22 protein-coding genes are annotated in these 22,820 nt (G+C 65.0%); 6 read left to right on the plus strand and 16 right to left on the minus strand.

The annotated features are described in order from the left end of the window. The first annotated feature begins 1 nt into the window (after position 1). Both efp and ACSQ27_RS08935 read left to right on the plus strand, forming a co-directional pair. Positions 2-556, plus strand: coding sequence for an elongation factor P (gene efp, locus ACSQ27_RS08930; protein WP_411883615.1), 555 nt, complete (start codon positions 2-4; stop codon positions 554-556). A gap of 111 nt (positions 557-667) precedes the next feature. Next, a complete protein-coding gene (locus ACSQ27_RS08935) occupies positions 668-1,531 on the plus strand; it encodes a TIGR00730 family Rossman fold protein (RefSeq protein WP_436155092.1) in 864 nt (287 codons plus the stop codon). On the opposite strand, the gene ACSQ27_RS08940 is transcribed toward ACSQ27_RS08935, so the two are convergent. From ACSQ27_RS08940 to ACSQ27_RS09000, 13 genes are all read right to left on the minus strand, one after another. After that, entirely contained in the window at positions 1,509-2,720 is a 1,212-nt protein-coding gene (locus ACSQ27_RS08940; protein ID WP_436155093.1) for an MFS transporter, read from the minus strand. The two genes, ACSQ27_RS08935 and ACSQ27_RS08940, sit on opposite strands and share 23 nt — an antisense overlap. A 24-nt stretch (positions 2,721-2,744) precedes the next feature. Then, the gene (rmuC, locus tag ACSQ27_RS08945; RefSeq protein WP_436155422.1) at positions 2,745-4,100 is read right to left on the minus strand and encodes a DNA recombination protein RmuC; all 1,356 of its coding nucleotides are present in this window, start codon (positions 4,098-4,100) and stop codon (positions 2,745-2,747) included. A 31-nt stretch (positions 4,101-4,131) separates the two neighbouring features. After that, positions 4,132-5,118, minus strand: a complete 987-nt coding sequence (locus ACSQ27_RS08950) for a 2-hydroxyacid dehydrogenase (protein ID WP_436155094.1) — start codon at positions 5,116-5,118, stop codon at positions 4,132-4,134. Between the two features lie 31 nt (positions 5,119-5,149). Next, positions 5,150-6,556, minus strand: coding sequence for a sodium:proton antiporter (locus ACSQ27_RS08955; RefSeq protein ID WP_436155095.1), 1,407 nt, complete (start codon positions 6,554-6,556; stop codon positions 5,150-5,152). 9 nt (positions 6,557-6,565) lie between these two features. Beyond that, positions 6,566-7,753 (minus strand): nicotinate phosphoribosyltransferase, encoded by a 1,188-nt coding sequence (gene pncB / locus ACSQ27_RS08960; protein ID WP_436155096.1) that lies wholly within the window; start codon positions 7,751-7,753, stop codon positions 6,566-6,568. 215 nt (positions 7,754-7,968) lie between these two features. After that, positions 7,969-8,322, minus strand: coding sequence for an FKBP-type peptidyl-prolyl cis-trans isomerase (locus tag ACSQ27_RS08965; RefSeq protein ID WP_436155097.1), 354 nt, complete (start codon positions 8,320-8,322; stop codon positions 7,969-7,971). Between the two features lie 91 nt (positions 8,323-8,413). Further along, complete coding sequence (locus tag ACSQ27_RS08970; RefSeq protein WP_436155098.1) at positions 8,414-9,070, minus strand: ABC transporter ATP-binding protein; 657 nt, start codon at positions 9,068-9,070, stop codon at positions 8,414-8,416. Beyond that, positions 9,063-9,821, minus strand: a complete 759-nt coding sequence (locus ACSQ27_RS08975; RefSeq protein ID WP_436155099.1) for an ABC transporter ATP-binding protein — start codon at positions 9,819-9,821, stop codon at positions 9,063-9,065. The genes ACSQ27_RS08970 and ACSQ27_RS08975 overlap by 8 nt, the downstream gene beginning before the upstream one ends. After that, a complete protein-coding gene (locus tag ACSQ27_RS08980; RefSeq protein ID WP_436155100.1) occupies positions 9,821-11,701 on the minus strand; it encodes an ABC transporter permease in 1,881 nt (626 codons plus the stop codon). The genes ACSQ27_RS08975 and ACSQ27_RS08980 overlap by 1 nt, the downstream gene beginning before the upstream one ends. A 4-nt stretch (positions 11,702-11,705) precedes the next feature. Continuing rightward, positions 11,706-12,452 carry a nitroreductase gene (locus ACSQ27_RS08985; protein ID WP_436155101.1) on the minus strand — a complete coding sequence of 249 codons (747 nt, stop codon included), beginning with the start codon at positions 12,450-12,452 and terminating at the stop codon, positions 11,706-11,708. After that, on the minus strand, positions 12,449-12,901 hold the full coding sequence (locus tag ACSQ27_RS08990; protein WP_436155102.1) for an acyl-CoA thioesterase: 453 nt from the start codon (positions 12,899-12,901) through the stop codon (positions 12,449-12,451). Before ACSQ27_RS08990 ends, ACSQ27_RS08985 begins: the two co-directional genes overlap by 4 nt. Beyond that, complete coding sequence (locus ACSQ27_RS08995; RefSeq protein ID WP_436155103.1) at positions 12,864-13,868, minus strand: NAD(P)H-binding protein; 1,005 nt, start codon at positions 13,866-13,868, stop codon at positions 12,864-12,866. The genes ACSQ27_RS08990 and ACSQ27_RS08995 overlap by 38 nt, the downstream gene beginning before the upstream one ends. An 85-nt stretch (positions 13,869-13,953) precedes the next feature. After that, positions 13,954-14,901 (minus strand): histone deacetylase family protein, encoded by a 948-nt coding sequence (locus ACSQ27_RS09000; protein ID WP_436155104.1) that lies wholly within the window; start codon positions 14,899-14,901, stop codon positions 13,954-13,956. Between the two features lie 275 nt (positions 14,902-15,176). Between ACSQ27_RS09000 and ACSQ27_RS09005 the strand changes: the two genes are divergently transcribed. Continuing rightward, positions 15,177-15,722 carry a phasin family protein gene (locus ACSQ27_RS09005; protein ID WP_436155423.1) on the plus strand — a complete coding sequence of 182 codons (546 nt, stop codon included), beginning with the start codon at positions 15,177-15,179 and terminating at the stop codon, positions 15,720-15,722. Between the two features lie 177 nt (positions 15,723-15,899). Here the strand turns inward: ACSQ27_RS09005 and ACSQ27_RS09010 are convergent, their stop codons facing one another. Beyond that, positions 15,900-16,775: a patatin-like phospholipase family protein gene (locus ACSQ27_RS09010; protein WP_436155424.1), complete on the minus strand. Its 876-nt coding sequence runs from the start codon at positions 16,773-16,775 to the stop codon at positions 15,900-15,902. Between the two features lie 139 nt (positions 16,776-16,914). Between ACSQ27_RS09010 and ACSQ27_RS09015 the strand changes: the two genes are divergently transcribed. Further along, on the plus strand, positions 16,915-17,958 hold the full coding sequence (locus tag ACSQ27_RS09015; RefSeq protein ID WP_436155105.1) for an extracellular solute-binding protein: 1,044 nt from the start codon (positions 16,915-16,917) through the stop codon (positions 17,956-17,958). A gap of 182 nt (positions 17,959-18,140) precedes the next feature. Then, on the plus strand, positions 18,141-18,908 hold the full coding sequence (locus tag ACSQ27_RS09020; protein WP_436155106.1) for a 3-hydroxyacyl-CoA dehydrogenase: 768 nt from the start codon (positions 18,141-18,143) through the stop codon (positions 18,906-18,908). 6 nt (positions 18,909-18,914) lie between these two features. On the opposite strand, the gene ACSQ27_RS09025 is transcribed toward ACSQ27_RS09020, so the two are convergent. Beyond that, positions 18,915-19,847 (minus strand): LysR family transcriptional regulator, encoded by a 933-nt coding sequence (locus ACSQ27_RS09025; RefSeq protein ID WP_436155107.1) that lies wholly within the window; start codon positions 19,845-19,847, stop codon positions 18,915-18,917. Positions 19,848-19,969: 122 nt separating this feature from the next. Here ACSQ27_RS09025 and ACSQ27_RS09030 point away from each other — a divergent pair, with 122 nt between their 5' ends. Continuing rightward, complete coding sequence (locus ACSQ27_RS09030) at positions 19,970-21,838, plus strand: gamma-glutamyltransferase family protein (RefSeq protein WP_436155108.1); 1,869 nt, start codon at positions 19,970-19,972, stop codon at positions 21,836-21,838. Here ACSQ27_RS09030 and ACSQ27_RS09035 read toward each other — a convergent pair. Beyond that, the gene (locus ACSQ27_RS09035; RefSeq protein WP_436155109.1) at positions 21,835-22,731 is read right to left on the minus strand and encodes a YihY/virulence factor BrkB family protein; all 897 of its coding nucleotides are present in this window, start codon (positions 22,729-22,731) and stop codon (positions 21,835-21,837) included. The genes ACSQ27_RS09030 and ACSQ27_RS09035 overlap by 4 nt on opposite strands. Positions 22,732-22,820: the final 89 nt, after the last annotated feature.

A 22,820-nucleotide genomic window follows, 5' to 3' on the forward strand; every position in this document is an offset into this window, starting at 1 on the left:
TATGAAAATCGCTCAAGAAATACGCGCTGGCAACGTCATCATGAACGGCAAAGACCCGATGGTGGTGCTCAAGACCGAATACAGCCGCGGTGGGCGCAATTCCGCCACCGTGCGCATGAAGCTCAAAAGCCTGGTCGCCAACTTCAACACCGAAGTCGTGTTCAAGGCCGACGACAAGATCGACCAGATCGTCCTGGACAAGAAGGACTGCACCTACTCCTACTTCGCCGACCCGCTGTACGTCTGCATGGACTCCGAGTACAACCAGTACGAAGTCGAAGCCGAAAACATGGGCGACTCGCTGAACTACCTGCAGGACGGCATGGAACTCGAAGTCGTGTTCTACGACGGCAAGGCCATCTCGGTCGAACTGCCCACCAGCGTGCAGCGCGAAATCACCTGGACCGAACCCGCCGTCAAGGGCGACACTTCCGGCAAGGTCCTCAAGCCCGCCAAGATCGCCACCGGTTTTGAAATCGGCGTGCCCATCTTCGTGGCCCAGGGCGACGTGGTCGAAATCGACACCCGCACCGGCGAATACCGCAAGCGCGTGTAAACTGCTTCGGCACCCCGCAAAAAAAAGGCTCCTCACGGGGCCTTTTTGCTTTTCGGGCCCGCTCACCTGGCCCGGAAAAGACGCCCCGTCCCTGATCGTTGACAATGGCGCATGGAACAAAAACAAGACTTATCCGTAGGCCGCCTGGCCAACGCCTGGGCTGAACTTCAGGCCCATGCCAGGGACGGCAATCCGCTTGAAGCCGACGCGTCGCGCCTGGCCTTCGCCGACCCGGAGTTTTTGCTGCGGCGTGAAACCCGCGGCATACGTTTTCAGCTGGAACTGCTCAAGCCGGACCTGGAGCAGCAAGCCCACGGGATTGAAAACACCGTGGTGGTTTTCGGCAGTGCCCGGTTTCGCAGCGAAGAGGATTCAGCATTGATGGTGGCCGAGGCCGAAGCCGGCGGCGACCCCGAGGTGATAGACCGCGCGAAGAAGCTCGCGCGCAATGCCCACTACTACGAAAGCGCCCGCGCCTTCGGCAAGCTGGTGGCGCAGTACAGCGATGACAAGCCGCCGGAAACCAAGCTCTTCATCTGCACCGGCGGCGGCCCGGGCATCATGCAGGCGGCCAATCGTGGCGCGCACGAGGCCGGCGGCCTCAGCGTGGGCCTGGCCATCGTGCTGCCCATGGAAGAAGCACCCAATCCCTATGTGCCGCCCGAGCTCTCCTTCAAGTTCCACTACTTCGCGCTGCGCAAAATGCACTTCATGATGCGCGCCAAGGCGCTGGTGGTGTTTCCGGGCGGCTTCGGCACGCTGGACGAGCTGTTTGAGGTCATCACGCTGGTGCAGACGCGCAAGGCCAAACCGGTGCCCATCATTCTTTTCGGCAGCAGCTACTGGAAACGCCTGCTCAATACCGAGATGCTGGTGGAAGAAGGCGTGATCTCGCCGAACGATCTCAAACTGCTCCAGTACGTGGACGACTCGCAAGTCGCCTGGGACCTGATCAAGGACTTTTATCGTCTTTGAGCCCGCCGTGCCCGCCATGGGCCGGCATGCAGTCCTTGAGCAGCCAGGCCGCGCGCGAACCGGCCCCCACCATCATGCCGGTGGTCCAGAACACGCCGGCGATCCCCACCAGCGCGCCGGCCGTGCCGAACAGCATGGGCATCACCACGCTGGACGCATTGATTGCCATCAGCCGCAAGCCCAGCGCCTCGCCGTGGCGCGCCTCCGGCGTGATCTGGTGCAGCATGCTCATGACCATGGGCTGCACCATGCCCAGCGCCAGGCCCAGCAGGATGGAGCACAGCCCCATGCCGACCGCGGAGTGCATCAGCGGGTAGATGCCGAACAGCACCGCCGTCGCCAGCATGGACACCGCCAGCACCTTCCACTCGCGCAAATGGGCCGCCACCAGCGGCATCACCATGCGGATCAGCGCCGCGGCCACCGCGAAGGAGCCCAGGATGGTGCCAATCACCGAAGCACTGATGCCGCGCTCAAAACCCAGCACCGGCACCACAAAGGTATGGACGTCCCAGCAGGACGACAGAAACCAGTTCACCAGCATCAGGCGGCGGAAGGTGGCCTGGCGCAGCAAATCCCAGGCCCTGGGTTGCGGGCCGCCGCTGGCGGCGATCACTGGCGGCAATTCCCGTGTCTTGCGCACCAGGAACCAGCTGGCCATCGGCAATATGGCCATCAACAAAAACGCTGCCCGATACCCTGAGGTACTGCCGGGCATGGCGCCCACGTGGTCGATCAGCAGGCCGGCCGAGAACGGGCCGATGAAATTGGACACCGCCGGGCCTATGGCCAGCCAGCTGAACACCTGGCGCAGTTCCAACGCGCCGACCGCCGCGCGGCCCACATGGCGCTGAAGCGAAATCACCGCCGCGCCGGTCGCGCCACCTGTGAGCAGCGCCGCCAGGCACAGCACCGGGAACACCGGAAAAGCCACCGCCGCCCCCGCTCCCAGTACGGCGGCGAACACGCTGTAGCTGATGGGCTTGCGCAAGCCGTGCCGGTCGGCAAAGCGGCCCGCTGGCAATGCCAGGAAGACCTGCGTCAGGGCAAACAGCGCGAGCAGCACGCCCACCGCCGCGGGGCTGTAGCCTTCGCGCAGCGCCAGCAGGGGCGCCGCCATGCGCGTGCCGGCCATGCAGGCATGCAGGCAGATCTGCGCCAGGATCAGGCGCGCGAGTTCGGGCGTCATGAGGCGGAGCTCATGCGATGTGCATCAAGGGTTGTCCAGGTCTTTGTCAAGGGGGTCCAATGGAAGCAGGCGGGCGGAATCGACTTCGGGCAGGGCTTCAACGTTGCGCAAGGCCTTGCCCATGACGCGGCTGCGCTGCTCGGCACTGCTCAGCGTGTTGAGCACGGTTTCGGTTTGCGACTTGACCTTGGCCAGCACGTCGCCGAACTTGCCGAACTCGGTCTTGACCGCCCCCAGCACCTGCCACACCTCGCTGGAACGTTTTTCCAGCGCCAGCGTGCGAAAGCCCATTTGCAGCGAATTGAGCATGGCCAGCAGCGTGGTCGGGCCGGCCAGCGTGACACGGTGGTCGCGTTGCAGGAACTCCATCAGGCCGGGGCGCCGCAGCACTTCGGCATACAGACCTTCGGTCGGCAGGAACAGGATGGCGAAATCGGTGGTGTACGGCGGATCTATGTATTTCTCGGCGATCGACTTGGCCTCATTGCGAATTCGCACTTCGAGCGCCTTGCCGGCGATTTCCGCGCCCAGCACGTCGGCACGCTGCTGCGCATCCAGCAGGCGCTCATAGTCTTCGTTCGGGAATTTCGCGTCTATGGGCAGCCACAGCGGCTCGCCCGAATCCGACCGGCCCGGCAACTTGATTGCAAAGTCGACCGGGTTCTTGCCGCCGCGCCGCGTGACGACCTGGGCCGCGTACTGGTCGACGGTGAACACCTGCTCCAGCAGCGCCGACAGCTGCGCTTCGCCGAAGATGCCGCGCGTTTTCACGTTGGTCAGCAGGTGCTTGAGGTCACCCACGCCCTGCGCCAAAGTCTGCATTTCACCCAGGCCCTTATGCACCTGCTCAAGCCGGTCGGCGACCTGCTTGAAGCTTTCACCCAGGCGGGTTTCCAGCGTGGTCTGCAGCTTTTCGTCGACAGTCTTGCGCATCTCGTCAAGCTTGGCCGAGTTGGTCTGCTGCAGTTGCGCGAGTTGTTTTTCCAGCGTCTCGCGGACTTCACCCATGCGCCTGGCATTCGATTCGCTGACGGATTGCAGTTGCGTGGTCAGCGTGTCAGACAGCGTTTTTTGCAGCAAGGTCAGCTGCTGCGCAAAGGCATCGATCTGCGTGTTCTGCGTGCGAATCGCTTCAGCGCTTTGCTGCACCAGCGTTTGCTGGAACGTGGCGAAGGTGGTCGCCAGTTCCTGGCGGCTGCTGCGCGAGTTGTCGCCGATCTCGCGGCGCAGTTCGCGCTCGAGCTTGTCGTGGCCCGCCGCGATATTCGCCAGCAACTCGACGCGTCCCGTGTCCGATGGCTCGGCGGGCTTGCGCATCAGTAACCACACCAGCAATAGCAGGTTGGCCAGCCCCAAGGCAATGATCAGCCAGGTTTGCATCATGTGTTCGTTGTCCGATTGCTGCTTGGGCTCATTTTCCGGCCAGCACCGCGGGATTGAGCGGGGTCAGGGGTTTCTTTCCGCTGAAAAATGCGACCAGGTTGTCGGCGGCGAGGCTCGCCATGGCCATGCGTGTGGGAATGGTGGCGCTGGCAATGTGCGGCGTCAACACCACATTGGGCACGGTCAGCAGGTCGGGGTGTACCTTGGGTTCGCCCTCAAACACATCCAGCCCGGCGGCCGCGATGCGTTTATCGCGCAGGGCCACGGCCAGCGCCGCGTCATCCACAATGCCGCCGCGCGCGATGTTGATCAGCGTGGCGGTCGGCTTCATCAAGGCCAGTTCGGCCGCCGCGATGCTGTGGTGGGACGCCGGCGAATACGGCAGCACCAGCACCAGGTGGTCGGCCGTCTTGAGCAGCTCTTCCTTGCCGACGTAGCTGGCCTTGCATTCGGCCTCCAGCGCGGCGTCCAGGCGCGAACGGTTGTGGTAAATCACCTTCATGCCAAAGCCATGGGCCCCGCGCTTGGCGATGCCCTGCCCTATACGGCCCATGCCCAGGATGCCCAGGGTGGCGCCGTGGATGTCGGAGCCGGCGAACATGTCGTAGCTCCATTTGGTCCATTTGCCGGCGCGCAGATAGTGTTCGCTCTCGGTGACGCGGCGGGCCGTGGCCATCAGCAGCGCAAAACCGAAATCGGCCGTGGTTTCGGTCAGCACGTCGGGCGCGTTGGTGGCCAGCACGCCGGCCGCCGTCATCGCGTCGATGTCGAAGTTGTTGTAGCCCACGGCCATGTTGGCGCAGATCTTCAGGCCCGGGCAGGCGGCCAGCACTTCCGCGTCGATCTTGTCGCCGCCGGTGGTGAAGGCGCCGTCCTTGCCTTTGAGGCGCTCGGTCAATTGGGCCTTGGACCAGGTTTCGTCAGCCTGGTTGGATTCGACTTCGAAATGCTGGTCAAGGCGGGCGATGATTTCGGGGAAGACGGCGCGCGCAACGAGGATTTTGGGTTTGCTCATGGGAGTTGTCCGCTTTCTTGTGATGAACAGCTTATTTGAACCAGATGAAGGTCATGATGATGAACAGGGGAATCAGCACGGCGCCCGACCAGGCCATGTAGCCGAAAAAACTGGGCATGGCCACGCCGCGCTCTTCCGCCACGGCTTTGACCATCATGTTAGGCGCGTTGCCGATGTAGGAGTTGGCGCCCATGAACACCGCACCGGCCGAGATGGCCGCCAGCGTTGGTGCCAGCGTAGTCATCAATGTGGCCGGGTCGCCGCCCGCCGTATTGAAGAACACGAGGTAGGTGGGCGCGTTGTCGAGAAAGGAGCTCAGCGCGCCGGTGGCCCAGAAATACATGGCCGGGTCGGGCTGGCCGTCGGGCCGCGTCACCGCCGAGACGATGGCGCCGAAAGGCCCCTGCGCACCCGCCTTGAGCATGGCGATCACGGGAATGATGGTCAGGAAAATGCCGGCAAACAGCTTGGCGACCTCCTGCATGGGGCCCCATGAAAACTGGTTGTCGCGGTACACATCCGATGGCGTTATGCGCAAGGAGATCAATGTGATCGCGATCAGTCCGGCATCGCGCACCAGTCCAGGCAGGCCGACTTGCGTGCCGAAGACATCGAAAGCCAGCGGCGTTTTCCAGAACCCGCTGAGCAGGACCAGTCCCACCACCGCGGCCAGCAGCCAGAAATTGACCGCGCCGTCAAAACCGATGCGTCGGGTGTCGGGCGTCGGATCGACAGGGAGCACGCCCTCTTTCGTGTAGTACCAGCGGTCCAGCAGGTAAAAAATCGCCAGCAGGCTGCCCACCAGGAACAGGGTTTCCGGGAATATATGGCTGACGGTCCAGAAGAAATCAACACCTTTCAAAAACCCGAGAAACAGCGGCGGGTCACCGAGCGGCGTGAGCGAACCGCCCGCGTTGGACACCAGGAAGATGAAAAAAACCACGACATGCGCCTTGTGCACCCGGTTGTCGTTGGCGCGTATCAACGGCCGGATCATCAGCATGGAAGCGCCGGTGGTGCCCATGAAACTGGCCAGCACCGTGCCAATGGCCAGGATGGCCACGTTGACGGCCGGGCTGCCGTGAAGATTGCCCCGGATGAAGATACCGCCCGCCACGGTGTAGAGCGCCACCAGCAAAATGATGAAGGGGATGTATTCAGCCAGCAGCGCGTGAACCAGGCTTGCCCCCGCCACGGTGGGGCCGAACACGGCGGCAAATGGAAGGAAAAACACCAGCGTCCACGCAGCGGCGACCTTGCCGAAATGATGGTGCCAGAAAGAAGGCGCCAGCAGAGGCATCAAGGCGATTGAAAGAAGGATGCCCGCAAAAGGAATACCCCATGCCCACGACAAGCGGCTGCCGTCGATATCAGCGGCCATCGACAGGCCCGGCAGACACATCAAAGCCGCCGCGGCAAAGCTGCGAAAAAATCTCATTGCATCTCCTCAGGCGATCTCAAAAACCTGGCGCAGGTAGGCCAGGTATTTTTCGTCGTCGCACATGTTTTTGGAAGGGGTGTCGGAGAGCTTGGCCACCGGTTGGCCGTTGCAGCGGATCATCTTGATAACGATCTGCAGCGGCTCGTAGCCGAGGTCGTTGGTGAGGTTGGTGCCTATGCCGAAGGCCAGCTGGCAGCGGCCCTTGAACTGTTGGTACAGCTCTATGGTGCGCGGCACCGTCAGGCCGTCGCTGAAGATCAGCGTCTTGGTCTTGGGGTCGACGCGGTTTTTCGTGTAATGCGCGAGCATGCGCTCGCCCCACTGGAACGGGTCCCCGCTGTCATGGCGCGCGCCGTCGAACAGCTTGCAGAAATACATGTCGAAGTCGCGCAGGAAGGCGCTCATGCCGTAGACGTCGGACAGCGCGATGCCCAGGTCGCCCCGGTATTCCTTGGCCCAGGATTCAAAACCGAAGACCTGGCTGTCGCGCAGCCGCGGGCCCAGCGCCTGGCAGGCTTGCAGGTATTCATGCGCCATGGTGCCCAGGGGCGTGAGGCCCAGCTTCATCGCGAACAGCACGTTGCTGGTGCCGGCGAGCTGGCCCTGCACGCCCGTGCCGAGGCGGGTGACCAGCGTGCGCAGCACTTCCTCGTGCCAGGCCTTGCCGAAGCGGCGGCGCGTGCCGTAGTCGGCGATCTTGAGCGCGCCCAGGCCCTCGGCCTGCAGCTGGCCTATCTTGGTGTCCAGCCGCCGGCGGCCTTCGCTGATGTCGGCATTCTTCTGCGTGTTGCGAAAGTAGACCTCGTTGATGATGGCGAGCACCGGGATCTCGAACAGGATGGTGTGCAGCCAGGGGCCCTTGATGGACACCTCGATCTCGCCCGAAGGCAGTGCCGTGACGCCCACATACTTTTCATTGAGCCGGAAGATGCCGAGGAAATCGATGAAATCGCTTTTGATGAAGCGCATGGCCTTGAGATAAGCCAGCTCCGCATCCTGGAAACGCAGGCCGCACAGGCCGCGGATTTCCTCGCGTATCTCGGTCACATAGGGCGCCAGATCGCCTATGCCTGGTGCACCGGCGTTGCGGCACTTGAAGCGGTACTCCACCTCGGCACCCGGAAACTGGTGCAAGACCACCTGCATCATGGTGAACTTGTACAAGTCAGTGTCGAGCAAACTGGTAATGATCATGGGCAGTTCCGTAAATCCATTTTTCGGGCGAATTGCGGCGTTGCCCGGTGCTCGCAATCCTCATGTACCGAAGTACATTCCGGTTGCTGCGCGCCGTGCGCCTTGCACTTCATCCCGACAACAACGTTGCAGTGAAGACTAACTTGTACCCAAGTTATGTCGAAGCTAAAAGCTGAATTTCCGGAAGTGCCCGGCGCCCCCTAAAGCGGCACAACTTAGCCCAGGAAATCCACTTCAAACAGCAAGGTGGCGTTCGGCGGAATCACGCCGCCGGCGCCGCGCGCGCCGTAGCCCAGCTCGGCCGGAATGATCAGGCGGCGCGTGCCGCCCACCGACATGCCCTGCACGCCTTCGTCCCAGCCGCGTATAACCTGGCCCGCGCCCAGCGAGAACTCAAAGGGCTGGCCGCGGTCCTTGCTGGAGTCGAACTTGGCGCCCTGCACGCCGTTGTTGTAGAGCCAGCCGGTGTAGTGGACCTTGACGTTCTGGCCCGCCTTGGCGATGGCGCCGGTGCCCAGCACGGTGTCTTCGTACTGCAGGCCGGAGGGGGTGGTCGTGATGTTGCTCATGGAGAGGTCCTTTTGGAGGAAATGGAAGGATTAAAAAAGAAGAGGGGAAAAAAGCAAAAACGGGAAAGAAAGGAACGAAACGGGTCTTTCTTCAGGAACCCCTGACTTTACCCGCAACCAGCAAAACCAGCCTGTCAGCACGGGCAGCGAGCAACTGGTTCTGCTCGGCCACCAGCAGGCCCAGGCCCTGCTGCCGCAGCGCCAGCAGCGCATCGCGAATCGCTTCCACCAGCACCGGGGCAATGCCCTCGCAGGGTTCGTCGAGCAGCAGGATGCGGGGACCGGTCATCAACGTGCGGGCAATCGCGAGCATCTGCTGCTCGCCACCGCTCATCTGCGCGGCGCGGCGTCCCAGCATGGACTTGAGCGCGGGGAACAGGTCCAGCGCCCTGGCCTCCTGCGCCGCCATGTCTCGGCCCGCCGCGATGCGCAGGTTTTCGCGCACCGTGAGCTCGGTGAAGAGCCGTCGGTCTTCGGCGACATAACCCAGTCCGGCCTGCGCGCGGCGGTGGGTGTCCCAGCGTTCAATGGGGGCCAGGTCCGCGCCCCGGGCTCCCGCCGGGTCGCGGTAGCGGATGTGGCCTTCGGTGCGCACCTCCAGGCCCATCACGGATTTGAGCAGCGTGGACTTCCCTGCCCCATTCAAACCCTGCAGCACCACCAGTTCACCAGGCGCCACTTGCAGCGACACCTCGAACAGCGCCTGGGCCGGGCCGTAGAAGGCATTGAGTTTGTCGACCTCAAGCATGGCCTGCCCCTTCGCCGCCCGCCTGGCCCAGGTAGCGGCTGCGCACCACGGCGTCGCGCGAAATTTCGTCGAATGAACCCTGCGCGGCCAGCCGGCCTTCGATCAGCACCAGCACGCGGTCGGCCACACCGGCGACGGCGTCCATATTGTGTTCGGTATAGAGCACCGCCATGCCCTGCCCCGCCAGGCGCTTTACGAGTTGCATGAGGTCAGCGCGCTCAGGCCCGGCCAGGCCGGCGGCGGGTTCATCCAGCAGCAGCAATTGCGGTTTTGCCGCCAAAGCCACTGCTAGCTCCAGCCGCTTCTTTGCGCCATAAGGCAGGCTCAGTGCATCCTGTTCCGCCAGTGCTTCAAGTCCGGTTTGCGCCAGCAAGGCCAGAGCCGGTTCGCGCGCCTGGCCATCCAAGCGCTTGAAAGCGGAGACGGCCCGAAGGCCCAGCCGCGCCTGCACGGCTAGCTGCACGTTCTGCAGCACCGTGAGCGCTTCAAACACCTGGGCCACCTGGAAGGTGCGCGCCACGCCCAATTGCAGCCGCGCCTGGGGGCTGAGCCCCTGCAGCGCCTGGCCGTTCCAGGCGATGTCGCCGCCCGTCAGCGGGTACTGGCCGGCGATGCAGGCAAAGGTGGTGGACTTGCCGGCGCCATTGGGGCCTATCAGGGCCACGCACTGGCCCGGCGGCACATCAAAGCTCACGCCGTCCACGGCGCGCAGGCCGTCAAAATGCTTGACGAGTTGCCGGACCTGCAGCATCAGGCGCCCCTTCCGTGCTTACGCCGCCAGATGCCGGCAAGCCGCGGCAGCAGGCCCAGCAGCCCCGAGGGCGAGGCCACCATGATCAGCATGATGAAGACGCCCAGCAAGCCGCGCCAGTACGTCACTTCGCGTCCCAGCTCGGCGCCGGCGTAGCTCAGCACGATGCTGCCCGCAACCGCGCCCCAGAGCTGGTGCACGCCGCCCAGCAAGACCACCAGCAAGGCATCGACCGAGGTGGAGACCGACGCGAGCGAGGGGAACACCGCGCCCTTGTGCGCGGCGAACAGGCCGCCCGCCAGGCCGGCCAGCACGGCGCTCTCCACAAAAATACGGTACTTGAGCCAGCCCACCGCCAGCCCGGAGGCCGAGGCGCGCAAAGGCGCGTCGCGCAGGGCCTGCAGCGCGGCGCCCATGACCGAGCGTGCCAGAAAGCGCAGCGCGGCCACGGCCACCAATGCCAGCGCCACCAGCAGCGCGTAAAACACCGGCCGGCCTTCGTCGCTGATCAGTGTGAGCCCGATCAGGCCGTTGTCGCCGCCGGTGAGGCCCACCCACTGCGTGGCGCCGGCCCAGATCACCTGCGCGAGCGCCAGCGATAGCATGGCCAGGTAAACACCGCTGCTGCGCACCACCGCCGCGCCGAACACCGCGGCCACCGCCAGGGCCGCGCCGCAGCCGGCTGCCAGCGCCAGCGGCAGCGAAGCACCCCAGAGGCTGTGCGACAGCGCCGCACCGTAGGCACCCAGCGCAAAGAATGCGGCATGGCCAAAGCTGACCAGGCCGCCCAGCGCCATCATGGACTGCAGGCTGATGCCGAAAATCATCAGGATCAGCGCATCGGCCGCCAGCGCCTGCCAGTAAGGCCCGCCCGCCCATGCCAGGCCGGCCAGCAGCACAAAGGCGGCGGTGATGGCCGAAGACCCGGCCGCGCCCATGGCCAGGCCACGAAATTTCTGGGCCACCTCGCGCACGCCGCCGCCGGCCTCCTGCGCCGAGACCGCCTTGCCGTTGAGACCCTGAGGCCGGAACACCAGCACCACGGCCATGGTCAGGAACACGATGACCAGCGTGGCCTGCGGAAACACGTTGATGCCGAAGGCATGGACCAGCCCGATCAGCAGGGCCGCCACAAAGGCGCCGCCTATGCTGCCCAGCCCGCCGGTGACCACCACCACAAAGGTTTCCACGATGACGTTCATGTCCATCTGCAGATGAGCGGGCTCGCGCGGCAGCTGCAGGGCCCCGGCCAGGCCCGCCAGCGCGCAGCCCAGCACCACGGCGCCCAGCATCAACGGACGCGGATTGACGCCGAGGGCCGCAAGCATGGAACGGTCTTGCGTGGCGGCGCGCAGGCGCTGGCCGAAGTGCGAGCGCCGCAACAGCAGATGCAGGCCCAGCCAGACCAGCGGGCCCAGCGCGATCATCGCGAGCTGGTAGACGGGGAAGAACTCGTCGCCGATTTGCACAGACCCCTTGAGGCCCGGAAAGCGCGGCGCGAACACCTCGTCGGGGCCAAAGCCCCACTGCATCGCATCGTGCATCGCCAGCGTGAGGCCGAAAGTGGCGACCAGCTGGTAAAGCTCGGGCGCGCCGCTCATGCGCCTGAGCAACAGGAATTCAGCGGCGGCCCCGGCCAGGCCCGCGCAGGTGGCGCCCATCAGAATCGCGAGAAGGTACAGCGGCGCGCTCTCGCCCCAGGCCGGAAACCAGTGCGTGACCCAGTGCGCCGTGAACAGCGCGCCCAGCATGAAAAAACTGCCATGCGCGAAGTTGACGATGCGCGTCACGCCGAAAATCAGCGTGAGCCCCGCCGCCATCAGGAACAGCGTGGTGGCGTACGACAGGCCACCCAGCAGCTGGACCACGGAGAAGGTCATCCCCTCAGTCCAGCCAGGTGGTGAACTCGGAGGCTGGGACGCGAGGGGTTCGAAAGGTATTCACCAGCGCCGCCTCGTCGGCATAACCCAGCGCCATGCCGCACACCAGCATTTCATCCTCACCCGCGCCAATGTGCGGCAGGATGATTTTGGCGTAGCCGTTCCAGGCGGCCTGCGGGCAGGTGTGCAGGCCCAGTCCCCGCGCGGCCACCATGAGGTTCTGCATGAACATGCCGTAGTCCACCAGCGAGCCGCGGCCCATCACGCGGTCCAGCGTGAACATCAGGCCCACGGGCGCGTCGAAAAACTGGAAGTTACGGTGATGCTGCGCATGCATCTTGTCCTTGTCGCCCTTGGTGATGCCCAGCAGGCCGTAGAGGCCCCAGCCGTTTGCGCGGCGGCGGTCTATATACGGAGAGACCCACTGTTCGGGGTAGTAGTCGTATTCCTCTTTGTACTCGGCCGCCAGGGCCGGGTTGGCGTGCAGCGCGTCATGGACCCGGCAGACCTTTTCGACCAGGGTGTCGCGGCTCGCGCCCTGGAGTACATAAGCCTTCCAGGGCTGGGTGTTGGTGCCCGAGGGCGCGCGGCTGGCGACTTCCAGCAGGTGGGCGATGGTCTCGCGCGGCACCGGTTTTGGCAGAAACTGGCGTATCGACTGACGGCTGACGATGGCTTCTTCCACCGCGTTGCGCGCATCGCCCTCGTGGCGGGAGGTGATATAGGGAAGCACGGGCGGTGCCTGGGTCATCGGAGGGTCTCCAGTACGGAAAGCAGTTCGGGTGGCAAGGGCGCCGGCCGGCGCGTGGCGCGGTCTACATAGACGTGGATGAAATGGCCTTTGGCCGCGCAGGGCTGACGTTCATCGCCGGCGTTACCAGGAAAGAGCGCCACCTCGTAGCGCACGCTGGACGACCCGACATGCGCCACGCGGATCCCGGCTACCACGGGCTCGGGAAAGGCCAGCGGCGCAAAGTAGTTGCATTGGGTTTCTATCACCAGGCCTATCACGCTGCCGGTGTGGATGTCGATGGCGCCTCGTTCAATCAGCAGGCCGTTGACGGCGGTGTCGAACCAGCTGTAGTAGACGACGTTGTTGACGTGGCCGTAGATGTCGTTGTCGGACCAGCGGGTGCCGATGTCACGGAAAGCTTTATAGGCGCTACGGGCTTCGGCTTGCGGTCGTGTCGGGGAGGTCATGAGGCCCTATTTTGCCAGCGCGGACCAGGGCGGGCTCGGGAGGGATATTTGACCCGATGGCGTGAGGCTCGCGCCCCAGCAATTCGGGCAGCCGATTCGGTCGGGGAACGTTGTCGCGCTGAAGCAGGATCCAGTGCCCATAAGAAAAAGGAGAGAAATGCAGCACGTCGCAAACATGCGAGCCCACGCGCGCCATCCAGTTGGGCAAGGGCAATTGCAAGGCGCGGGTGCCGGTGTAGTCGGCGCGCAGCGCACGCAGGTATTCTGCATAGCCGTATCGGCGCGTGCCGCCCAGTTCGACTTCGCGATGGGCGGCCAGGGAAGGCAAGGCCGCCAGAACGGCAAAAGCCAGGCCGAGGTCCGCGGCCGTCATCGCCGCGATGCCGCCGCGCGCGGCGCGCGGAATGCCATGCACGGGAGAGCGCGACAGGCCGCGCAGCCAGCGCGCGCCAAAGCCGCCCTCGCCGTCGAGCAGCGAGGGCCGCACGATGGCGTAGTCGCTGCCTGAGGCCGCGATGGCGCGCTCGCCGAGCAGCTTGCTCGACAGGAAGCGGCTTTTGGCGCCCTCGTGCAAACCCAGGGCCGAGGTGTGGATGAAGCGGATGCCTGCCGTGGCGCTGGCCAAAGCCAGGGCCGCCGGTGCGCGGTGGTGGACGTGGTCGTAAGACTCGCTAGGGCGCTGGCGCAGGATGCCCACGCAGTTGACGACCACGTCGACGTCTTTGAGCAGCGCGGACCAGGCATCGGGCTGAAGCAGCTGCTCAAAGCGCGCAAGACGCATGGCGGCAAAGGGATAGGCGATTTCGTGGCGCTCGGGATGGCGGCTGCCTATCGCGACTTGTGCGCCGCCGGCATGCAGCGCCGCCACGGCATGGCGGCCGATAAAGCCGGTACCGCCGAGAACCAGTACACGCAGCGAGGAAGGTTTTTTGGGGTCGTCGTGACTATCGGGAGGGGTCGGCGGCATGTTTTTGCTCTTCTATGTCCAGGGGTCGCCGAGGCGAATCCCTGGCAATGTAGCAGCAATGCAGGGCGCGCTCCCGGCAGACGCCTCAGGGATTCCAGCGCGCCCAGTATTCGAGCGCCAGCGTGTAGGTGTTCATCTGCACCTGCACGGTCTCGTCGATGTTGATGCCGTAGCCGCCCGCCATCGCAAACGCCAGCGGGATGCGGCGCTGCCAGGCCCAGTCGAAGACGCGCCGGTCGCGCGCCTCGAGGCCGTCGAAGCTCAAGGCCAGGCGGCCCAGCCGGTCGCCTTCGTACGGGTCGGCGCCGGCCAGGAAGAGGATCAAGCCGGGCTCGAAGCGGCGCTCGAGTTCGTCCAGCGCGTGCTCCAGTGCCTGCAGGTAGGCCGCGTCGCCGCAGCCGTCGGGCAGATCCACGTCGAGGTCGCTGGCCTCCTTGCGGAACGGGAAGTTCTTTAGCCCGTGCAGCGACAGCGTGAAGACGCTGGCGTCGCCGGCGAAGATGCTGGCCGTGCCGTTGCCCTGGTGCACGTCCAGGTCGATGATGGCGACCTGCAGCGGTTTGCGCTTGTGGCGGTGCTGTCGCGCCCATTCCGCCTGCATCAGCCTGGCGGCCACCGCCGCATCGTTGAAGACACAAAACCCGCCGCCCTTATGCGCATAGGAATGGTGCGTGCCGCCGGCCAGATTGGCGGCCACCCCCTCCCCCGGCCAGCCGGGTGAACCCATGGCCACACGCGCCGCCGCGACGGTGGCGCCGGCCGAGCGGCGCGCGCGTTCGGCCATGCCCGGGCTCCAGGGAAAGCCGATCTCGCGCTGGGCGGCAGCCGGCAGGGTCCCGTGGCTGATATCGGCAATGTAGGCAGGTGTGTGGACCAATGCCAGTTCACCATCCGTCGCGGCCGGCGCCTGCGCCATGCGCACCTGCGGGCGTTCGTTCACCAGGCGGTCGCGCAGCAAGCGGTATTTGGCCATCGGAAAGCGGTGGCCTGGCGGCAGTGGCAGAACAAAGTTGTCGGCGTAGAAGGCTTGCAAGGTCGGGAGCGTGTTGCTATCTGGATTGGAGCCATTGTGGCCTGCGCCCAGCACTTAGAAAAATGGTTGCATGCAGGGCGGCCAAAGTAACTCTTTCCGAGTACTTTTCAGTGCTGTTTCAGACCGTTACCTAGAGGTCGACCTCTAAATTGGTGCACTGCAACATAAAATGCTTGCAATGGTGCAGCCATTCCCTATACTTGGGCTTATGTTGCAGTGCAGCAATTCAGCGCAAAGCAACTACTGCCCTCACCTAAACCTATTTTTGGAGATTCATTATGCTGACCGCTGAACAAGTCCTCGCTTCCCACAAAGCCAACATCGAAACCCTGTTTGGCCTGACCCACAAAGCCTTCGAAGGCGTTGAAAAGCTGGTCGAGCTGAACGTGCAAGCCACCAAGGCCGCCCTGGCTGAAACCGCCAACCACACGCAAGCCGTGATGGGCGTGAAAGACGCGCAAGAACTGATGGCCCTGCAAGCCGGCCTGGTCCAGCCCCTGGCTGAAAAGACCGCCGCCTACAGCCGCCACCTGTACGACATCGCTTCGGCCGCCGGCGCTGAACTCGGCAAGACCTTCGAAGGCCAGGCCGCTGATGCACAGAAGAAATTCGTCGGCCTGGTCGACAACGCCGCCAAGAACGCCCCCGCCGGTTCCGAAACCGCCGTCGCTGTCCTGAAGAGCGCCGTTGCCGCCGCCAACAACGCTTTCGAGTCGGTCCAGAAGGCCGTCAAGCAAGCCAGCGACATCGCTGAAGCCAACTTCAACACGGTGGCCGCTTCCGCAGTGAACGCCACCAAGACCACCGCCAAAAAGCGCTGATCAAGGCGCGCCTGGCGCGCTACCGTCACGGAGCCTGTTTCGCGAAGCCTGTTTGACTGAACAGGGATTCAAGCCAGTTGTCTCCTCGGGTCCTTTCCGAAATTCATTTTCACGGACCCCTTAAAGCCCGATCGCAAGATTGGGCTTTTTTTTGCCTGCACCGGCTTGCGGCGGCCGCTACTTGTGCGCCACAAGCGCCGCAGCTTCGAGTTTGGCCTTGAGTTGCGGCAGCGCTGCCAGCATCGCTGCACGGCCCGCATCAATGGCGCGCTGCCGCGCCGAAAAGTCGGCGCTTTTGAGGCCCGTGAGGGAGGGCCGCACGACGACGTCGGCATCCTTGAGTTCGTACTGGTTGATGCTTTTGCCCATGATGGCAAAGGTCTGCAGCAGGATTTGCAGCGTGTCGCCGGCGGGATTGTTTTCCGGCGGGCTGGAGATGTCGACCGCGACCACGACGTCGGCGCCCATCTGCCGCGCAAAGCGCACCGGCACCGGCGAGACCAGGCCGCCATCCACGTACTCCCGGCCGCTGATCTTCACCGGCAGGAACACCGCGGGCACCGCGCTCGATGCCCGCACCGCCGTGCCGGTGTCGCCGCGCTGGAACAACACCGCCTGCCCGCTGTTGAGGTCGGTGGCGACGATGCCCAGCGGAATCGCCATGTTTTCCAGGGTGCGATTGGCCACCAGGTCGTTGACGTAGCGAGCCAGTGCGTCACCGCGGAACATGCCGCGGCCGAAGATGGGCAGCATCCAGTCGGTGATGGCCACCTCTTCCATGTTGAGCGCGGTCTGCTGCAGCTGCGCGCTGGTCTTGCCGCTGGCATAAAGCGCCGCCACCAGGCTGCCGGCCGAGGTGCCGACCACCAACTGCGGCTTGAGCCCGGCTTCTTCCAGCACCGCGATCACGCCCACATGGGCAAAACCGCGCGCCGCGCCGCCCCCCAGCGCCAGTCCTATTCGCACCGGCTTTCTGGCGGCCTCGGCCGGCGGCGGCAACACAGGCGCACCGGGGCCGGTCGGCAGCGTGCCGCAACCGGCCAGCAGCAGCATCGCCACGGCAAGGCAGGCGCCCGGCCGCCATCCCGGCGCACGCGAAGGCTGGTGCAACGTAGGGACTCTGGCAAGAATGATTCTTATTTGCTTTATCATGGCCGGGCTTTAAAAATTACCTGTAAGGAAGTGGAAAGTTATGTACAAGAAGGTGGTCCTCTCGTCGCTGTTGTTACTGGCAGGCTTCGCATCAGCCCAGGAGCAAGTGGTCAACTTGTATTCTGCCCGGCATTACCAGACCGATGAAAAGCTCTACAGCGACTTCACCAAGGCCACCGGCATCAAGGTCAACCGCGTGGACGCGGACGACGCCGGCATCCTGGCCCGCCTCAAGGCTGAAGGCGCCGCCTCCCCCGCCGACGTGATTTTGCTGGTCGACGCGGCCCGCCTCTGGAAGGGCGACACTGACGGCCTGTTCAAGCCCATCAAATCGCCGGCCCTCGAAGCCGCGATCCCCGCCAAGCTGCGCGCCAAGGAAACCGCCGAAGGCACGACCTGGTTCGGTTTCTCGACCCGCGCCCGCGTCGTGGTGTTCGACAAGCTCAAGGTCAAAAAAGCCGACGTGGACACCTACGAAAAGCTGGCCGACCCGAAGAACAAGGGCCTGCTGTGCACCCGCTCGGGCGCCCATCCCTACAACCTCTCGCTCTTCGGTGCGGTGACCGAGCACATCGGTGAAGCCAAGGCCGAGCAATGGCTCAAGGGCCTGGTGGCCAACATGGCGCGCGACCCCAAGGGCGGCGACAGCGACCAGATCAAGGCCGTGGCCAGCGGCGAATGCGGCATCGCGTTGACCAACACCTACTATCTGGCGCGCATCATGCGTTCCAATGCGCCGGATGACAAAGTGGTGGCCGATCGCGTCGGCGTGGTCTTCCCCAACCAGGACAGCTGGGGCACGCATGTGAACATCGCCGGCGCGGCCGTCGCCAAGAACGCCAAGAACACGGCCAACGCCGTCAAGTTCATGGAATACCTGGCCAGCCCGAGCGCGCAGGAATACTTCGCCAACGGCAACAACGAGTGGGCCGCGGTACCGGGCCTGGGCGTCAGCAACCCGGCGCTGAAGGCCATGAGCCCTTCGGGCAACGGCAGCTTCAAGTCCGAAACCATCCCGATCAGCGCCGTGGGCAACAACCAGCTCAAGGTACAGCAGATGCTGGACCGCGTCGGCTACAAGTAAGCCAGCGCCCTTCTTTTGCGAAAGCCCGCCGCCGAAAGGCGCCGGGCTTTTTTCATGCCCCACGTATGCGCCATAATTGACGTTTACGTTAACGTCATGTCGCCTCCACCTGGAATTGGAATCTGGCGCCGGCACTTACACGAACCCTTTTTTATCTCTCCCACTCTTCATCAAGGAACACTATGGATATCGCAGGCAAAGTATTTATCGTCACCGGCGGCGCATCGGGCCTGGGTGAAGGCACGGCGCGCATGCTGGTGGCCAACGGCGCCAAGGTCGTCATCGCCGACATGCAAGCCGACAAGGGCGAAGCCATCGCCAAGGAACTGGGCGCCGACAAGGCCGCCTTCGTCAAATGCGACGTGAGCCAGGAAGCCGACGGCCAGGCCGTGGTGGCCAAGGCGGTCGCCATGGGCAAGCTGATGGGCCTGGTGAACTGCGCCGGCATCGCACCCGCCGAAAAAACCGTGGGCAAAAACGGCGCGCACAGCCTGGCCGTGTTCAGCAAGACCATCACAGTCAACCTGGTCGGCAGCTTCAACATGATCCGCCTGGCGGCCGACGCGATGTGCAAGAACGAACCCGAAGCCACCGGCGAGCGCGGCGTGCTGATTTCCACCGCCTCCGTGGCGGCCTACGACGGCCAGATCGGCCAGGCCGCCTACAGCGCCTCCAAGGGCGGCATCGTCGGCATGACCCTGCCGATTGCCCGCGACCTGGCGCGCAACGGCATCCGCAACATGACGATTGCTCCCGGCATTTTCGGCACGCCCATGCTCTTCGGCATGCCGCAGGAAGTGCAGGACTCGCTGGCCGCCGGCGTCCCTTTCCCCTCCCGCCTGGGCACGCCGCAAGACTATGCGCGCCTGGCCAAACACATCATCGAAAACGACATGCTCAACGGCGAAGTGATTCGCCTGGACGGCGCGATCCGTCTCGCGCCGCGCTGAGTTTGTTCAGGCCGCGGACGGGTGCAGCGCGGCGAGCCGTTCAGTCAGCAGCGCCGACAGCCGGTCTATCACCTCGTTGACGCGGGCCGGCACATAACGCCGGCTCGGCACCACGGCGTAGAGCGGCGCGGGTTCGCCCAGGTGGCCCGCAAACAGGCGCACCAGCTTGCCGCCGGCCAGCGAGGCCATGAGGTCGATCTCGGACTGGTAGACGATGCCCCGCCCTTCCAGCGCCCACTGCAGCGCGATCGAAGCGTCGTTGCAAGCCAGCGGCCCGGCCACACGCACCTGGAAAGGCGCGCTGGCTTCCCCTTGCAGCTCGAACTGCCACTGGTCCTGCCGGCGCTCGCGCACGTGGCAAACCAGGCAGTCGTGCTGCGCGAGCTCACAGGGCTCAAGCGGCGTGCCGCGGCGCGCCAGGTAGTCGGGGCTGGCGCAGGCCACGCGCCGTGCCGGCGCCAGCAGGCGCGCCGAGTGCGTGGAATCCATCAGCGGGCCGTTGCGCAGGGCCACGTCTATGCCTTCGCGCACCAGGTCCACACGCGCATCGCTGATCTGCAGGTCGATCTCAATGCCGGGATGAAGGGTGGCGAATTCCGCCAGCCAGTAGGCGAGCATCTCGCGCGCCAGCATGGCCGTGGCGGTGATGCGTATGCTGCCCGTGAGGCCGAAGGTGCCGGCGCGCACCTTGGCCTGGCCTTCGGACACCAGCTCGAGGGCGCGGCGCGCATGGTCGACCATGACCGCGCCTTCGGCCGTGGGCCGCACGGCGCGCGTGGTGCGCTCGAAGAGCCGCACGCCCAATGAGGTTTCCAGCCGCTTGATCGCCGCGCTGACGGCCGCGGTGGACAGCCGGCAGCGCTTGCCCGCCCCCGTGAGGCTGCCGGTCTCCGCGGTGGCCAGCAGCACGCGCAGGGCATCGAGATTGTCAAATTCCATGGAAGACTGATTTCTCCGAAACGCCATTGTGGGGCGCGGGACCGCTCGATATATTTGCCAGCGGGCAGGAGATGTTCCCAGGCCCCGCGACAAGCAACAACTACGACATTCAAGGATATCCCATGAGACACGCCTTCCCGGCACTGGCGGCGACCGCGCTGCTGGCCGCCTGCGCCAGCAGCCCCTCCTCCTTCACCTACCAGGTCCCGGCCGACGAAGTCGCGCGCGGCGCCAAGTACATGCAGCCCGAAGGTTCTTCGGGCTTCACGCCCAAGCCGGGCTGGGCCACGAAAAAATTCGCCGTGGCCGCCGCCAACCCGCTGGCCACCGACGCCGGCTACCAGGTGCTCAAGGCTGGCGGCTCGGCCATAGATGCAGCGATCGCCGTGCAGATGGTGCTCACGCTGGTGGAGCCGCAGTCCAGCGGCATAGGCGGCGGCGCATTTTTGCTGCACGCCAGCGGCGGCAAGGTTGAGGCCTTTGACGGCCGCGAAACCGCTCCTGCGGCCGCTGATGAAAAACTCTTTATCGGTGCCGACGGCAAGCCCATGGCGTTTTACGACGGGGTGGTCGGCGGCCGCTCCGTCGGCACGCCCGGCACGGTGCGCATGCTCGAGATGGCGCACAAGCAGTACGGCCGGCTTCCCTGGGGCCAGCTGTTCGCGCCGGCCATCCAGCTGGCCGAAGGCGGCTTCAAGGTCAGCCCGCGCCTGAACACCCTGCTCAAGGGTGAAGTGCACCTGAAAAAAGACGCGACGGCCGCCGCCTACTTCTACAAGCCTGACGGCAGCCCTGTGGACGTAGGCACGACCTTGCGCAACCCGGCCCTGGCCGAGGTGCTGCGCCGGATCGCGGCCAACGGATCGAGCGCGCTGCTCGAAGGCCAGGTCGCGCAGGCCATCGTTGCCAAAGTGCAAGGCCACGCCACCAACCCCGGCAAGCTGGCCCTGGCCGACCTGGCCGGCTACCGGCCCAAAAAACGCGACCCGATCTGCAGCGACTACAGCGCCGCCGGCAAGGCCTACCGCCTGTGCGGCATGCCGCCGCCCAGTTCCGGCGCAATTGCCGTCGGGCAGATCCTCGGCATCCTGAACAACACGCCGGCCGCCACCCTGGGCCTGGTCAGCGGCAGCGGCGGCGTTCCCGGCACGGTCTCGCCCACGCCCTCGGCCGACTGGCTGCACCTGTACACCGAGGCCTCACGCCTGGCCTTCGCCGACCGCGGCCAGTACCTCGGCGACCCGGACTTCGTGCAGCCGCCCGGCGGCAACTGGATAAGCCTGCTGGCCCCGGCTTATCTGGCAGAGCGCGCCAAGCTGATACAGCCCACCGGCCCCAGCATGAAGACCGCCAAACCCGGCGTGCCGGGCGCCGTCAAGACGGCTTACGCGCCCATGCCCGACCAGCCCGAGTACGGCACCTCGCACATCAGCATCGTCGACGGCTACGGCAACGCGATCGCCATGACCACCACGATTGAAGACCAGTTCGGCTCGCGCCTGATGACCGACGGCGGCACCGGCAAGGCCGGCGGCTTTTTGCTCAACAACGAGCTCACCGACTTCAGCTTCGCGCCGGCGGATGCCGAAGGCAAGCCCGTGGCCAATCGGGTTCAGCCGGGCAAGCGCCCGCGCTCGTCCATGGCACCCACGCTGGTGTTCGACAAGAACTCGGGCCAGCTCGTCATGAGCGGCGGCAGCCCCGGCGGCGCGCTCATCATCCATTTCACGGCCAAGACGCTTTACGGCACGCTCAATTGGGGCCTGAACGCCCAGCAGGCCATCGACCTGCCCAATTTCGGTTCGCTCAACGGCCCCAGCATCCTGGAAGAAAAACGCTTCTCGCCGGCCACCGTCGAGGCGCTGCGCAGCCGCGGCGCCGAGGTGCGCGAGCAGACCATGACCAGCGGCCTGCAAGCCATCCAGAAAACGCCCGAGGGCTTCTTCGGCGGCGCCGACCCGCGGCGCGAAGGGCTGGTGCTGGGCGATTAATCCAGGCGCATCGGCTTGGCGGGCTGGTCCTGCCGGGCCGTGCCCAGGCGTTCGTACTCCGAGATCACCTGCGCGCCCAGCAGCAGCAAGGCGGCCGCAACTTCCAGGCTCAGCAGCACCACGATGGCGGTGGTCAGCGAGCCGTACACCAGGCCGACCTGCGACAGCGTGGCGAAGTACCACACCAGGAGGTGGCGCGTCAGCTCCCACAGCAGCGCGGCGGTCACGCCGCCCAGCAGCGCATGCCGCCATTGCAGCCGGCCCACCGGCATCACCATGTACAGCGAGGTCAGCAGCAGGATTTCGCCCGCCAGGCCCAGCAAATACAGCAGCACGCCTGAAAACCCGCTGAGCGACCATTCCAGCCCCAGGAAGTCCAGGCTTTTTTCACCGAGCGCCTGCAGGCCGCCCGACACCAGCGTCACCAGCAGCAGGCCCAGGCCCACAAACACGATGTAGCAGTACGGCAGGATGGCCGACACCAGCAGGTGGCGGCGGCGGATCGCCACGCGGTGCAGAAAGATCACCGACATCGCGTTCTCCAGCACCGTGAAGGCCAGCGAACTGAAAAACAGCATGGTGGCCAGCAGGACCCAGCCCAGCAGCTCCCGATGCGCCAGGAAGTTGGCCAGCTCGGCCGTGATGTAGCCGCCCTGGCCGGGCGCCAGCCAGCCGATGTAGCGCCCCAGCGCCCGCAGCAAGGCTTGCTGGTCCACCACATGCGACAGCGCGATCGCCACCAGGATCAGCAGCGGAACGACGGACAGCAGCGCGTAATAGGCCACCGCCCCCGCCAGCAGCAAGCCCTGGTTGGCGCGAAAACCCTTGAGCACCCGCAGCGCGAAGGCGCCGGGATGGCTGGCAACATAGGCAAGATTGGGGGAAAGCGTCATGGAAAGGCCCCGCTCCCGGGGCGGCTGGGAAAAGTCCATTGTGGGAGCTGCCGAGGGCGCCCGGCTGCCGCCGGATGCCGCCAATACGT

Source organism: Polaromonas sp. LjRoot131 (assembly GCF_964252805.1).
Lineage (GTDB): Bacteria > Pseudomonadota > Gammaproteobacteria > Burkholderiales > Burkholderiaceae_C > Polaromonas.

Excerpts from the sequence above, each read along its gene's own strand:
- efp (WP_411883615.1), top strand. The coding sequence starts at position 2 with ATGAAAATCGCTCAAGAAATACGCGCTGGCAACGTCATCATGAACGGC.
- ACSQ27_RS08935 (WP_436155092.1), top strand. The coding sequence starts at position 668 with ATGGAACAAAAACAAGACTTATCCGTAGGCCGCCTGGCCAACGCCTGG.
- ACSQ27_RS08940 (WP_436155093.1), bottom strand. The coding sequence starts at position 2,720 with ATGACGCCCGAACTCGCGCGCCTGATCCTGGCGCAGATCTGCCTGCAT.
- rmuC (WP_436155422.1), bottom strand. The coding sequence starts at position 4,100 with ATGCAAACCTGGCTGATCATTGCCTTGGGGCTGGCCAACCTGCTATTG.
- ACSQ27_RS08950 (WP_436155094.1), bottom strand. The coding sequence starts at position 5,118 with ATGAGCAAACCCAAAATCCTCGTTGCGCGCGCCGTCTTCCCCGAAATC.
- ACSQ27_RS08955 (WP_436155095.1), bottom strand. The coding sequence starts at position 6,556 with ATGAGATTTTTTCGCAGCTTTGCCGCGGCGGCTTTGATGTGTCTGCCG.
- pncB (WP_436155096.1), bottom strand. The coding sequence starts at position 7,753 with ATGATCATTACCAGTTTGCTCGACACTGACTTGTACAAGTTCACCATG.
- ACSQ27_RS08965 (WP_436155097.1), bottom strand. The coding sequence starts at position 8,322 with ATGAGCAACATCACGACCACCCCCTCCGGCCTGCAGTACGAAGACACC.
- ACSQ27_RS08970 (WP_436155098.1), bottom strand. The coding sequence starts at position 9,070 with ATGCTTGAGGTCGACAAACTCAATGCCTTCTACGGCCCGGCCCAGGCG.
- ACSQ27_RS08975 (WP_436155099.1), bottom strand. The coding sequence starts at position 9,821 with ATGCTGCAGGTCCGGCAACTCGTCAAGCATTTTGACGGCCTGCGCGCC.
- ACSQ27_RS08980 (WP_436155100.1), bottom strand. The coding sequence starts at position 11,701 with ATGACCTTCTCCGTGGTCCAGCTGCTGGGTGGCCTGTCGTACGCCACC.
- ACSQ27_RS08985 (WP_436155101.1), bottom strand. The coding sequence starts at position 12,452 with ATGACCCAGGCACCGCCCGTGCTTCCCTATATCACCTCCCGCCACGAG.
- ACSQ27_RS08990 (WP_436155102.1), bottom strand. The coding sequence starts at position 12,901 with ATGACCTCCCCGACACGACCGCAAGCCGAAGCCCGTAGCGCCTATAAA.
- ACSQ27_RS08995 (WP_436155103.1), bottom strand. The coding sequence starts at position 13,868 with ATGCCGCCGACCCCTCCCGATAGTCACGACGACCCCAAAAAACCTTCC.
- ACSQ27_RS09010 (WP_436155424.1), bottom strand. The coding sequence starts at position 16,775 with ATGCTGCTGCTGGCCGGTTGCGGCACGCTGCCGACCGGCCCCGGTGCG.
- ACSQ27_RS09015 (WP_436155105.1), top strand. The coding sequence starts at position 16,915 with ATGTACAAGAAGGTGGTCCTCTCGTCGCTGTTGTTACTGGCAGGCTTC.
- ACSQ27_RS09020 (WP_436155106.1), top strand. The coding sequence starts at position 18,141 with ATGGATATCGCAGGCAAAGTATTTATCGTCACCGGCGGCGCATCGGGC.
- ACSQ27_RS09025 (WP_436155107.1), bottom strand. The coding sequence starts at position 19,847 with ATGGAATTTGACAATCTCGATGCCCTGCGCGTGCTGCTGGCCACCGCG.
- ACSQ27_RS09030 (WP_436155108.1), top strand. The coding sequence starts at position 19,970 with ATGAGACACGCCTTCCCGGCACTGGCGGCGACCGCGCTGCTGGCCGCC.
- ACSQ27_RS09035 (WP_436155109.1), bottom strand. The coding sequence starts at position 22,731 with ATGACGCTTTCCCCCAATCTTGCCTATGTTGCCAGCCATCCCGGCGCC.